Source organism: Shewanella sp. KX20019 (genome assembly GCF_016757755.1).
Taxonomy (GTDB): Bacteria; Pseudomonadota; Gammaproteobacteria; order Enterobacterales; family Shewanellaceae; genus Shewanella.
On the sequence record NZ_CP068437.1, the window covers coordinates 5,198,483 to 5,211,477 of the forward strand.

Consider the following 12,995-nt stretch of genomic DNA (forward strand, 5'->3'; position numbering starts at 1 on the left):
CGACAAAACCGTTCAACCCATCATACTCTCTGGCATCTTCACCGCTACCATATGCCCTTTGGCACAAGTCACACCATTTGCAGAAAGCGTAATATCTAACACCACTTTTTTGGGCTTTATCTCACGAATAACGCCGCGTAACTCCAGCTCAACACCCATTGGCGTCGGCGCTAGAAAATCAATATTAAGCGCGGCGGTGACAAACCGAGGTGGCAGTTGGTCACGACTACCAAATGCTCGTTGAGCTGCCGCGCTGGCGCTACCCGTGCCATGACAATCGATTAAGGAGGCAATGAGCCCACCATAAACAAAACCCGGGATAGCTGTGTGAAATGGCTTTGGCATAAATAGCGCGATGGTTTCATCGTCATCCCAATAACTCTTTAACTGGTGACCGTGAGGATTATTTTTACCACAGCCATAACAATGGCTGAGATCTTCTGGATACAAATCTTGAAATGCCATAATCGTCATTTGTTGCCCCATGCGCTCAATAAGATCTACAAAAATAGTCAGCCACTACGCTATTACGGTTTCACCGTTTCAGCAATACCGACATAAGCCTTAAGACTAAAGGAGATCCACTATCGAATTGCAGGTTTGGCTGCATCAAGCTTAGATTAAATAACCCATTCAGCTATCAACAAATTATGACTCATGCAGCACTGTTAGCACCTCAAGCACCAACCCTGATGCGCCCAATACCTGAGGCTGACAACGCAGTGAATAGGGATCTTGCACCTTTTCACAGTTCAGGTGATCAAGACTGATCTCAGACTCATCAGCTAATAAGTGACGGAACTTACAGCAAACAGAATTTCTGCATTAAACAAACCTTGCTGCCGAAACAAAACTGTCACTTTTGACCGATATAGCCAACCAGAAATTGAAATTAAATAATAAAAATCAATAACAATTGAACCTTACATGCTACTTCGTTAGCGTTATAAAAAATGCAGAGCAAGGACTCGGAATTTTTAAACAACCGCGGTGTACTATTAACACTGGTAATGTTCGGTAAGTAGCTTACTATTTATTGATTTAAAATAAATTTAGTATCTGAGTGGGGACGCGAACAAAAATAAAACACTCATACGGATGCCTGGCCATATAGCCTCCCCCACCACATTTAATAATGGAGCTGACATTGGAAACAGTCAAAGGCGCAGATAAGCATCCTAGCTTAGATTATATACTTTCATATAAGTGTGATGATGTTATTGATGGATTTATGAAATCATTTAATTTATCCCATAAAGATTCCCAAGAAATATTCAATGAAATGTTAAGGTGAATATGGTACTGCACTTCACCACGAAGTGTTGGATCTCGCTCAATCGACTCCTCCCTCATTATAATTGATGAAATGTGGCATACTTTTATTTTATACACTAAAGAATACCACAACTTCTGCCATGAATACTTAGGTTACTACTTACACCATAGTCCTACCAAAAAATCAGATGCTGTAGAGTTCAATAAGCAAACAAGAAAGGAAGTACTAGAGATAAAAAGAACTCAATATGAATTAGTTTATGACCTTCTCGGAAAGGATGTTTTTTTAAATTGGTATCAAACGTACCCTGACAAATACTCCGCAACCAACATCATTTCAATGAGAACCAAATAAATTGAAAATTATTCTTGCCATATTTATATTCGTCATGTCATTCAACACCTACGCTTCAGCATTAGAAAGAGATAATAAACCCATTGTTTTTAATCATGAAAACATTATTAGGCCTAAAAGTTGCTTTACTGGTGTTATGTCATCATATGAGGGCTGGAGTAAACAACTTATCGCCACTGGCAAGGTTGCTAAAGATGAGTTTTATCAGCGATTTCCGCAACGAAAATATGACTTATACCGGGAAAAGGTAAACTGCTATTCGTTCATCTATCAAGTCGATGAACATAAGGTAAGAGGTTATTTGTTATACCCAAAACTATCTTACCCAAGCCGGTTACCTTCTGTAATTTACAATCGTGGTGGTAACAATATACCTCGTCATACCCTGAAGTTTGGCAATCTATTTTTAACGCATTTCCCTATCGCCTTAGAAGGCTATGTCGTTATCTCTAGCCAGTATGGTGGCGCCAGAGTTTGGCCGCCGTCATATAAAGGTAATACCGGGGTGGATGAGTATGGAGGTAGCGAGGTAGGAGATGTATTAGCGTTACTACCTATACTCGATAACTTGCCAATAACAGACCCGAATAAAGTGGCCATGATGGGCTGGAGTCGCGGTGGAATGATGTCTTTAATATCTGCCACTAAGTCAAACCGAATTAACACGTTAATACTCGGTGGGACGCCTGTAGACCTACTTTCATCGAAAACATACCGCCCTGACTTGGAACGCTTTGTCTTTAAAAAGCTTATACCAAATTATGAAGAGAACAAAGTCGAGGCACTAAAAAAGAGGTCTGCCATCTATTGGCCTGAAAAAATCCCAAAGTCTACCTCTGTTTTAATGTTACATGGAACAAATGATCAGAGAGTTAAAGTTGACAGCATTAGAAACTATGTCAAAGCATTAGAAAATAACGATGTAAAGGTAGAGTTAGAAGAATATAAAAATGGAAGTCATACGCTTATAGAGTTTAATAATGAAGTCTTAACAAAAGTGAAAAAATGGCTCGCACAAGAACTATAAAAAACTATAACTTGTAATAGATACGGTTATAAAATTGAAATAAAAACGAAGGACTAGAACATGAAAAAAAACAAACCTATGCGGGCTGTAGATTTAGAAAAGAATGAAATTATTGAAACTGCACTCCTTAAGAATGTAGGCGGTGGAGGTTATCCAATATTACCAGGGCAACCAGGATTCCCTGGGCAGCTTTGTAATCCAAACTGCCAACCAGCCTGCGGTTGCGGCCCTGACATTTGTAACCCTCAAGGTGACTTCTGTATCTCTACACCACCTTAACCGTACCAATATAAAGCCATATTATCTTGCATATGGCTTTAACTTCCCTTTATAGCTATAGATAACTATGAATTTACAAGCTTGGTAAAACACCTGTTGGCAGGTAGCCGTTGAAGCTAGCGGTCAGAAGCAGATCGGTGGCCGCTTCGATATCTGGGCCGAAGAAACGGTCCTTATCATAATAAGTCACCAATTCACGGATCTCCGCTTTCGCCTTGGCCACTGCTGCACTAGGTTGCAGTGGACGACGGAAGTCCAAACCTTGCGCTGACGCTAATAACTCAATCGCTAACACACCACGAGTATTTTCCGACATATCGCGCAAACGGCGCGCCGCAAAGGTGGCCATAGACACATGATCTTCTTGGTTGGCAGACGTTGGTAAGCTATCCACTGACGCTGGGTGAGCGTAGGTCTTATTCTCTGAAGCAAGTGCTGCAGCAGTTACCTGCGCAATCATAAAGCCTGAGTTTACTCCGCCATTTTCCACTAAGAAAGGCGGCAGCTTAGACAAGTTAGGATCGATTAGCAGCGCAATACGACGCTCGGCAATTGAACCAAGTTCGGCAATCGCTATCGCCAAGTTATCGGCTGCCATCGCTACTGGCTCAGCGTGAAAGTTACCGCCTGAGATGATGTCACCAGTATCTTGGAACACTAATGGGTTATCAGTGACACCGTTAGCTTCAGTGCCTAACACCTCTGCTGCATGGCGAATTTGCGTTAAACATGCGCCCAATACCTGTGGCTGACAACGCAGTGAATAGGGATCTTGCACCTTTTCACAGTTTGCATGGTCAAGACTGATCTCAGATTCGTCCGCTAACAAGTGACGGAATAAAGCAGCCGAGTCAATCTGGCCTTTTTGGCCACGAGCAGCATGAATACGGGCATCGAACGGGCTACGACTGCCCATCGCTGCTTCAACGCTCATTGCGCCAATCACTGAGCTGGCCGCAAACAGGTCTTCTGCGTTGAATAAACCTTCTAATGCTAATGCGGTAGAAGCTTGGGTGCCATTAAGTAAGGCTAGGCCCTCTTTGGCGGCAAGTTCAAGTGGCTTAAGTCCGGCGATCTCTAGCCCTTCAGCGGCAGTGATCAGTTGACCTTTATAGCTCATCTCACCTTCGGCCAGCAAGGGTAAACTCATATGCGATAGTGGCGCTAAGTCGCCCGATGCACCAACCGAACCTTTCTCAGGTATGCACGGGTACACTTCAGCGTTCACCAGGGCAATAAGGAAGTTGATCACCTCTAAACGAATACCGGAGAAACCCCGGCTGAGTGAGTTGATTTTCAGCACCATCATTAAGCGCACAGTGGCGTCTTGCATGTATTGGCCTGTGCCAGCGGCGTGTGACAACACGATAGAGCGTTGCAGCAGTTGCAAGTCCTCAGCGGCAATTTTGGTGTTAGCCAGCAAGCCAAAGCCGGTATTGATACCGTAAACAGTGCGGCCTTCATCTAATACTTGCTGTACTAGACCGGCACTAGTGTTGATGTCGGCTATGGCACTCTCAGCCAGCTCAAGGGTGATTTTTCCACGACTGATTTGACGAATTTGCTGCAGCGTTAAGCTACCCGGCGTTAATACTAAATGGTTCATGTCTACTTTCCCTCAGTCGTGGCTGTGTCTAGCATCGGCAGATCTAAGTTCTGCTCTTTTGCACAATTTTTAGCAAGCTCATATCCAGCATCAGCGTGACGCATCACACCGGTTGCAGGGTCATTCCACAGTACTCGACCTAGGCGCGCGGCTGCATCATCGCTGCCGTCGGCAACAATTACCACGCCAGAGTGTTGGCTAAAGCCCATGCCAACGCCACCACCATGGTGCAGCGACACCCAAGTGGCACCACTTGCCGTATTAAGCAATGCATTCATTAGTGGCCAATCCGATACCGCGTCTGAACCATCAAGCATAGATTCGGTTTCACGGTTAGGGCTAGCGACTGAACCTGAATCTAAGTGATCACGACCGATAACTATCGGTGCTGACAGTTCGCCATTTTTAACCATTTCGTTAAAGGCTAGTGCCAAACGCGCACGGTCCTTAAGGCCAACCCAGCAGATGCGTGAAGGCAGACCTTGGAAGGCGATACGCTCGCGCGCCATATCTAGCCAGTTATGCAGATGTGGGTTGTCTGGAATAAGCTCTTTAACTTTAGCGTCGGTCTTATAGATATCTTCAGGGTCGCCAGAAAGTGCCACCCAACGGAATGGACCAATACCTTCACAGAACAGTGGGCGCACGTAAGCAGGAACAAAGCCTGGGAAGTCGAATGCATTTTCGACACCCTCTTCAAACGCCATTTGACGAATGTTGTTACCGTAGTCCGTTGTCGCCGCACCAGCCGCCTGTAGTGCTAGCATCGCTTTGACTTGAACTGCCATTGACTGCTTAGCCGCTTTAACGACGGCCGCTTCATCGGTTTTACGCATCTCAATAGCTTGCTCTAATGTCCAGCCTTGTGGCAGGTAGCCGTTGAGCGGATCGTGTGCTGAGGTTTGGTCGGTCACCACATCAGGTGTCACTCCACGCTCGACCAGCTCGGCAAATATGTCTGCCGCATTACCGAGTAGACCAACCGATACCGGTTTGCCGCTAGTGTTAGCCTCTTCAATCATCGCCAATGCTTCATCGAGTGAAGTGGCTTTCTTGTCGACATATTGAGTACGAAGACGGAAATCGATACGTGTTTCATCGACTTCACAGGTCAGTACTGAGTAACCCGCCATGGTGCCAGCGAGTGGCTGTGCGCCGCCCATGCCACCAAGGCCGCCGGTTAAGATCCACTTACCCTGCGACGAACCACCAAAGTGCTGCTTAGCCATCGCCACAAAGGTCTCGTATGTGCCTTGCACAATGCCTTGTGAGCCGATGTATATCCACGAACCCGCCGTCATCTGGCCATACATAGCCAAACCTTTCTTATCGAGTTCGTTAAAATGTTCCCAGTTCGCCCAATGTGGCACCAGGTTAGAGTTGGCGATAATCACCCGTGGTGCATTGCTGTGGGTTTTAAATACGCCCACTGGTTTGCCCGATTGCACCATTAAGGTTTCGTCATCTTCAAGACGCTGCAGTACTTCAACAATCTTGTCGTAGCACTGCCAATCGCGGGCTGCACGGCCTATGCCGCCGTAAACGACTAGATCTTCAGGACGCTCGGCAACATCGGGATGTAAGTTGTTCATCAACATACGCATCGGTGCTTCGGTCATCCAGCTTTTACAGCTCAGTTTAGTTCCATGCGGCGCTATGATGCGACGACTTGGATCGTGTCTTTTATCCATGGGTCTACCTCGTTCAATCTGTTTTTTATAATTGGTTTTTATATTTGCTTTTTATCTACTGTCTTATTGTTTTCTTGCTAACGTTACAGTGGTAAATTTGGCCAGTGACAACGTCATTTTTGTTACTAAATCGTTTTATTCAGCGGCTAACTAAACGTCAGATGACCACCCAATCTAAATCTACTACCGGGGTGTATTAGACGGGCGAAACTCACCACACCTTGACGCGACCATGTTCGGCGAGAGATCTGTAAACAAGGCTCTGTTGCCTCAATTTGTAATAGTGCTAACTGGGTATCGTCCGCCAGTTTGGCTTCAATGGTGTGCTTAGCTTCAGTCAGCGGCGCCACCATCGATAAGTATTCATGGGGAGTTTGTTTACTAAAGTCTTGTGCTAGGTATTCAGGCACTAATTTAGGATTCACAAAACGCTCCTCTAACTGCAGTGGCGTGTCTTGTTCGCAATGGACTAACACCGATAAAAATACTGCGCCACCCTCTTCCAGCCCCAACGCAATGGCGATTGCCCCTGTTGCGATAGTTTGCCTGAGCGATACTTGCTGCACGCTGTAACCATGGCCACGATCTTTAATTTCATCGGCAATATTACGAATTGCCATCATCGATGACTGCGATTTGAGCCCTGCGACAAAAGTCCCTAAGCCCTGCGAGCGCTCTAATAGCCCAGATTCGGTTAACTCAGTTAAGCTACGGCGCGCCGTCATACGGCTGCAGTTAAACAGTTCAGCTAATTGATTTTCTGATGGCACACGGCTGTTCTCAGCCCATTGTCCTGATTCAATTTGAGCGCGAATATAGTGTTTAATCTCTGCAAACTTTGGCGTTGCCATTGGTTATCCTGTGTTTTGCACTGCACTTTTGATGACCGATGAGTCTGGTCGTTTACTCAATACAGCTATTTATAATGATCAAAAACTCGGCTACAATCCTAGCTTGTATATACAAGTAAACACAAGCTAGCTCACAAATTATTTTTAGTGGTGCCCTTAGTGTTAGTATTCAACCTCTACCGAAAACGTTAAAAAAGAGAGTGCATCATGTCGTGGGATCAAGTGTGGATTGATATCAATATTGCTACTATGTCGCCCAATATTGCAGAGCCTTACGGTGCGATTAAAGATGCCGCTCTGGCGGTGAAAGACGGCAAAATAGCTTGGCTAGGCAAGCGCGCAGACCTTCCTGAATTTGACGTACTCGGCACACCACTTTACAAAGGCAAGGGCGGCTGGCTAACCCCTGGGCTCATTGATGCCCACACTCATTTAGTGTTTGCGGGTAACCGTGCCAACGAATTTGAACTGCGCCTGCAAGGCGCTAGTTACGAAGAGATCGCCCGCTGCGGCGGTGGCATTATCTCGACGGTTAAAGCTTGCCGCGAAGCCGATGCAGCAGAGCTATTTGAGCTGGGGCGCCAGCGCCTTAACGCACTCGCCAAAGAGGGCGTTACCACGGTTGAGATAAAGTCTGGTTACGGTTTAGATATTGAAACTGAGCTCAAAATACTGCGGGTTGCTCGCGAGCTAGGCAAGCATCATCACGTTGATGTTAAAACCACTTTTTTAGGCGCCCACGCTATTCCGCCAGAATACAAAAATGATAGCGACGCCTATGTCGACCTAGTGATCAACGAAATGTTGCCACGAGTGATAGAGGAAAACCTTGCCGATGCCGTCGATGTGTTTTGCGAGAATATCGCCTTCAGCCTAGAACAGACCGAACGAGTGCTAACGGCCGCTAAAAATGCTGGCCTCGATATCAAGCTACACGCCGAGCAGTTGTCAAATTTGGGCGGCTCAGCCATGGCAGCCAAACTAGGGGCAAAATCAGTTGATCATATCGAGTATTTAGATGAAGACGGGGTTAAAGCCCTCAGCGAAAGTGGCACTTGCGCCACCCTATTGCCCGGTGCATTCTACTTTTTGCGCGAAACCCAGTTACCGCCTATCGATCTGCTACGTCAGTACAAAGTCCCTATGGTGGTTGCCAGCGACTACAACCCAGGTTCATCACCACTGTGCTCAAGTCTGCTAATGCTCAATATGGCTTGTACTTTAATGCGTTTAACGCCAGAAGAAGCACTCGCGGGCATGACCCGCAATGCGGCTAAAGCGTTAGGCATTGAAGCCGAAGTAGGTGTGTTAGAAGCCGGCATGACAGCTGATTTCTGCTTGTGGAATATCACGACTCCAGCGGAACTGGCTTACACCTACGGCGTTGGCTCGTGTATCGACGTGGTGAAGAATGGCCGCTTGGTACATCAGTAAAGCAGGATGCCTGAGCGATGAGGTAATCTCATCGTTTGGGCAGACAGAGCCTTATTGCAACTGCTTCTGTTGCTTTTCATCAACTTCACCATGTTCCTGTATATCAATGGCAGCTGATATTTTTTGATTTTCGTCCGCTAAGACCTTACTAGCTTTCTCATCTAAATGTCTAGCCATCCTTGAAAAGCCGGGGATTTTTGCTAATTTGACAACAGCATCAGCCATTTGAGAACTCTTATCTAATGCATCCATTAATGGATGATCGCTTTTGTTATAATCGGAGATTAATTTGCCCGGATTCTCTGAGTTCACACTAACAAGGTTGAATAATAATTTGAGTTTGAGCTCCTGAGAAATAGGCGAGTCTTCTATTTCATTGACTTGTGTAGATAGTCCTTCAAACGTTTTACTGATAACACCTTTATGCGTGTATTCTTCGATCAGTCTTTTAGAAAGCTTAAAACTTTTATTTGCGGAGTACGCCATCCACAATACAGGGATATAAAGTGGCATCATTGCAAAGACTAGATATGGGGTATCTTTGATTGTAGTAACAAGATTATCACCTTGAAACAGCCTTACCGCATTTAACACAAACGGAATTATCGAAATAATAACTAGCACAATGATAGATTTGCTAAATGTACTATTATGCTTTTTTAAATCCTCCTCTTCAGCTTTAGTTTTAGCCTCATAAGCAGAAGCTAGCCCTGCTGTTAACGCATCAGGAAGAAGCTTACGAATTTTATTTAATGAATCATTGTGAGCTCTATCGCAAGATTCTATATGTTCATTAAAACTCTTACGTGCTTCTACAGAAATATTATCTAGAGAACTATTTATGTCCTCTTTAGTGCCTTGATATTCAGTAGACAGCTTTTCAACGTTATCTTTTATTAAATCATAAGCTTGAGATTGGTAAGCCCCTAGAACAGTAGACACTTCATAGAGTTATACTTAACCAAAAATATGAGGTGTTACATGCGCGGAAAACGATATCCCGATGAGTTCAAAATTGAAGCCGTTAAACAGGTCACTGAACGTGGCTATAAAATAGCAGATGTTGCTGACAGATTAGGGGTTACTTCCAAAAGTTTGCACAACTGGATTAACAAGTTTGATAAGCCAGAAAAGCAGCACATCACCATTGATAATCAGCAAGACGAAATACGTAAGCTCAAGGCGGAGCTTCGCCGTGTAACCGAAGAGCGAAACATCCTAAAGGAGGCCGCCGTGTACTTTGCAAGCGAGTCAAAGAAAAGTACACGTTCATAAAGTCTAGGCTCAAGCAGTATCCTGTGAAAATCTTATGCGAAATACTTGGAGTCCATCGTAGTGGTTTCTATGCCTGGCTGAAGGAACCTCAGAGTCGAAGAGCGACTGAAGACAAACGCTTGCTGGGTAAGATTAAACAGTTTTGGCTGGAAAGTGGTTGCGTTTATGGCTATCGAAATATCACCTTGGACCTTAAAGATGATGGTGAAGTTGTTGGTAAAAACCGTGTATATCGAATCATGAAACAGGCTGAAATTAAAGCTGTACGAGGTTATAAACGCAATCCAACCTTTGGCGGAGGCGATGTTAACCATACGGCACCTAATACATTAAATCGAGGCTTTGATGTCGTCAAACCCAATATGATTTGGGTGACCGATTTCACTTATATTCGTACCCATGAAGGCTGGCTGTATCTCACCGTTGTGATAGACCTTTTTTCAAGACAAGTCGTAGGATGGACGATGAAAAGTACACCGAAGGCAGAGTTAGTTATAGATGCTCTATTAATGGCTATATGGAGACGCTCACCTACAGAAAAGGTGCTAATACATTCCGATCAAGGAGTGCAATATACCTGCTCAGATTGGCGTAGTTTTCTAAAAGAACACAACCTTGAAGCCAGTATGAGCCGAAGAGGAAACTGCCATGATAATGCTGTCGCTGAGAGTTTCTTCTCGCTGCTGAAAAAAGACAGGGTTAAGCGAAAAGTCTATAAAACCAGAGATGAAGCACGCTCAGAAGTATTTAACTATATCGAATATTTCTATAATCCAGTGCGGCATCATGGTAGTAATAATGGACTGTCTCCGATCAAGTTCGAGAAGCAGTATTATGAAAACCTAGAAAGTGTCTAGAAAACTGGGGGCTTACCAAATATCCCCTTCCATGTAAATGACTGTTATAAATCGAATATTATCACGAATATACAAAAATAAAACAAACATATTTCCGATGAACCCTGTCAACTAAAAATACCTACATATCTTAGATATCTACCAAAGAGATAAGAGAAAATAACTGTAATTCCCAAATAAATGGGCATTACTATTGCGAGGTTGGAAAGAGGTACAAATTAATTAAGCTTCCGCCCTATTAACTCAGGTCCACAAAAAATACCAACCTCATCGAAGTTGCCGAAATACGTAGACAAAAATGCTGTAGAAATATTATGGATGATGGTTCACGCTCAGGCGCAGCCTGTGTGGACAAAGCCACCTCTTACATCAAACAGAAACTTTAGACTGCTCCCCAAACGCCTTTCTCATCCAATAAACCACCAGTACCGCAACAGCGGAAGTGCCCCTCTAAGATAGACGAAACACCACTGTATAAAGAACTAGAATCAAATGACGGCGATAATAGATAAATACTATCTAACAACAGTGCACCACTAGGCACTAAAGTAGCGCTAAACCTGCATTAAAGTAGCGCTAAAGGTTGATTTTTCGATGAAAGATCATTCTCCGCTTTACTGGGTTCTTTTCAGGTGTAAGTTATCCGTGCCGAAGTGGAGAGCTCTCCAGTAGTCTTGGTTTATTTAATAAAAATAGACGCAAACACAAGGACTGATGATGAACCTTCTAAAAATTACTCCGCTGCTTGTTGCTGGATTTATGCCATTGGCATTTGCAGGGCAAACCCTAAACACAGTGGGCGCGACACAAACTCAATTCTGTTACAGCTCTCTAATGCAACTAAAACCAAGCATTAGTGCACTAAACAGCACAACCACGATAGATACTTGCCTCTTACTCACTAAAGACCCAGCCAAACAAGTCATCATTAGCTGTCCATCGTCAAACAATGTCGATATTGACGGCATCGATAAAGCTAAACTCAAGAATGATGGTCTTGCTGTTATTCTTTTCGCGAGTTGCCTCGCTGAAATAGAAAGCTCAGGTACTGCATTTACCTCGCAAGACACAGCTGTGTTAACTCAATTAACGGCAACAAAAATTGCAAGCGCGAACCCAACCGCAGATGAGAAACCAACTAAAACACTGAACAATACTAGTAACCGCTGGATCAGCTCATTCGAGCTAGGCTATAAACAACAAAATGGTTATGACGACGATGGCAAGCGCACTGGATTTGATCAAGGCGGGATTACTGGCTCACTAAAACTCAATGGTCGCTGGAGAAATAGCTGGGGGTGGAGTGATGCGGTAACTAACTTTGAAGTTGGAGTGGCATTTGGCCAGAACCCGACTGTAAATGAAGAAAAGTCTGATCCCGATGCTGCTGGGTTTAACGATGTCACCGATACTATTGATGGTTACATGAAATTTTTGTATTCACCAGGGCATATCATGGCAACCCAAAATGGAGACTCTGTCCTTAGCTTTGCCGCATTAGCCGGTATTAGAAGCTTAGATGAAGCTACACCAGGAAATGAACTCGCCAGATATTACGGCGGAGGATTAGAATTTAACCTCTATAATCAAGGAGTAGAAAAAGATAACAATGCACTTCCGAGAGCACGAATTGGAGGTTATTTCGTTAGAACATCAAACCATGGTGCAATGACAGGCGTTAACCTTTGGGTGGTTCAAGCTCAATATCAACTTGTCGCCGACAAGCCATTTTTATTAGGCTTTAAGGCGAACTTAGGTCCGGATGATCTAGATGATTATTCAGTCACTCTCAGCGTAAGACAAGATACCGCAAAACTGCTCAGTTTCTTCGGTTTTATTACCGAATGATGCTCTATTGAAACACAACTAAAAGCCAGTAATTATGCTGTTGAGATTACCAGTAAAGTGACTAAAAACGACTTTACTGGGAATTATATATCCATGAGAACAGGCCTAATTCTAACGCCAGAAGAAAAAACAACACAATTTAAGGCAACTCACTATTTAAATAGATGGTTATAACAAACAAGGAGAGTTATCAGCAAAGGAGGTAACTAGTTCTCTACTATCAAAAATCGCCGATACTACGGGCGATTTTTTGACTCTTACTTACAAGTACCACGCTCCACCAAGACTTTATTATTCGTCACGGTACCTTGAGTTACGCCAGCTCGATTAAAACAGGGTATATATTGTGTTCCAACTTGAACACCGTTACCGTCCAAATAAGCGTAAATCGAAAACTCCCAATAAGCGGCTTGCACTGCGGTTGATATTGCAGCTGTTGTAATGAGTGCTACAAGTCCTTTTTTTATATTCATTATTTATCCCTTAAATTTTCTATG

The 12,995-nt window shown here is 44.1% G+C and carries 12 protein-coding genes and 1 pseudogene; 5 read left to right on the top strand and 8 right to left on the bottom strand.

Annotation, left to right across the window (positions count from 1 at the left end; all coding sequences use genetic code 11):
* Positions 1 to 12: 12 nt before the first annotated feature.
* Both JK628_RS22570 and JK628_RS22575 read right to left on the bottom strand, forming a co-directional pair.
* A complete protein-coding gene (locus JK628_RS22570) occupies positions 13 to 474 on the bottom strand; it encodes a PaaI family thioesterase (protein WP_202287121.1) in 462 nt (153 codons plus the stop codon).
* Positions 475 to 693: 219 nt separating this feature from the next.
* A pseudogene (locus JK628_RS22575) lies at positions 694 to 801 on the bottom strand (aromatic amino acid lyase); the annotation flags it as partial.
* Positions 802 to 1,631: 830 nt separating this feature from the next.
* On the opposite strand from JK628_RS22575, the gene JK628_RS22580 reads away from it, so the two are divergent.
* Entirely contained in the window at positions 1,632 to 2,657 is a 1,026-nt protein-coding gene (locus JK628_RS22580; RefSeq protein WP_202287123.1) for an alpha/beta hydrolase family protein, read from the top strand.
* Positions 2,658 to 2,717: 60 nt separating this feature from the next.
* Positions 2,718 to 2,936, top strand: coding sequence for a hypothetical protein (locus JK628_RS22585; RefSeq protein WP_202287125.1), 219 nt, complete (start codon positions 2,718 to 2,720; stop codon positions 2,934 to 2,936).
* 73 nt (positions 2,937 to 3,009) lie between these two features.
* Here the strand turns inward: JK628_RS22585 and hutH are convergent, their stop codons facing one another.
* The 3 genes from hutH to hutC form a co-directional block, all read right to left on the bottom strand.
* Entirely contained in the window at positions 3,010 to 4,542 is a 1,533-nt protein-coding gene (gene hutH, locus JK628_RS22590; RefSeq protein ID WP_202287127.1) for a histidine ammonia-lyase, read from the bottom strand.
* A 2-nt stretch (positions 4,543 to 4,544) separates the two neighbouring features.
* Complete coding sequence (hutU, locus tag JK628_RS22595) at positions 4,545 to 6,233, bottom strand: urocanate hydratase (RefSeq protein ID WP_202287129.1); 1,689 nt, start codon at positions 6,231 to 6,233, stop codon at positions 4,545 to 4,547.
* A gap of 146 nt (positions 6,234 to 6,379) precedes the next feature.
* Positions 6,380 to 7,084 (bottom strand): histidine utilization repressor, encoded by a 705-nt coding sequence (hutC, locus tag JK628_RS22600; protein WP_202287131.1) that lies wholly within the window; start codon positions 7,082 to 7,084, stop codon positions 6,380 to 6,382.
* A 207-nt stretch (positions 7,085 to 7,291) separates the two neighbouring features.
* Here hutC and hutI point away from each other — a divergent pair, with 207 nt between their 5' ends.
* Positions 7,292 to 8,518 carry an imidazolonepropionase gene (gene hutI, locus JK628_RS22605; protein ID WP_202287133.1) on the top strand — a complete coding sequence of 409 codons (1,227 nt, stop codon included), beginning with the start codon at positions 7,292 to 7,294 and terminating at the stop codon, positions 8,516 to 8,518.
* A 51-nt stretch (positions 8,519 to 8,569) separates the two neighbouring features.
* Here the strand turns inward: hutI and JK628_RS22610 are convergent, their stop codons facing one another.
* Complete coding sequence (locus tag JK628_RS22610; protein ID WP_202287134.1) at positions 8,570 to 9,460, bottom strand: hypothetical protein; 891 nt, start codon at positions 9,458 to 9,460, stop codon at positions 8,570 to 8,572.
* Positions 9,461 to 9,499: 39 nt separating this feature from the next.
* On the opposite strand from JK628_RS22610, the gene JK628_RS22615 reads away from it, so the two are divergent.
* A protein-coding gene (locus tag JK628_RS22615; protein ID WP_202286106.1) for an IS3 family transposase occupies positions 9,500 to 10,650 on the top strand; the annotation gives its coding sequence in 2 pieces (ribosomal slippage) (positions 9,500 to 9,737 and positions 9,737 to 10,650; 1,152 coding nt in all).
* Between the two features lie 382 nt (positions 10,651 to 11,032).
* Here JK628_RS22615 and JK628_RS22620 read toward each other — a convergent pair.
* Complete coding sequence (locus JK628_RS22620; protein WP_202287136.1) at positions 11,033 to 11,176, bottom strand: hypothetical protein; 144 nt, start codon at positions 11,174 to 11,176, stop codon at positions 11,033 to 11,035.
* A 188-nt stretch (positions 11,177 to 11,364) separates the two neighbouring features.
* On the opposite strand from JK628_RS22620, the gene JK628_RS22625 reads away from it, so the two are divergent.
* Positions 11,365 to 12,498: a hypothetical protein gene (locus tag JK628_RS22625; RefSeq protein WP_202287137.1), complete on the top strand. Its 1,134-nt coding sequence runs from the start codon at positions 11,365 to 11,367 to the stop codon at positions 12,496 to 12,498.
* A 257-nt stretch (positions 12,499 to 12,755) separates the two neighbouring features.
* Here the strand turns inward: JK628_RS22625 and JK628_RS22630 are convergent, their stop codons facing one another.
* Positions 12,756 to 12,971 (bottom strand): hypothetical protein, encoded by a 216-nt coding sequence (locus JK628_RS22630; protein WP_202287139.1) that lies wholly within the window; start codon positions 12,969 to 12,971, stop codon positions 12,756 to 12,758.
* Positions 12,972 to 12,995 lie beyond the last annotated feature (24 nt).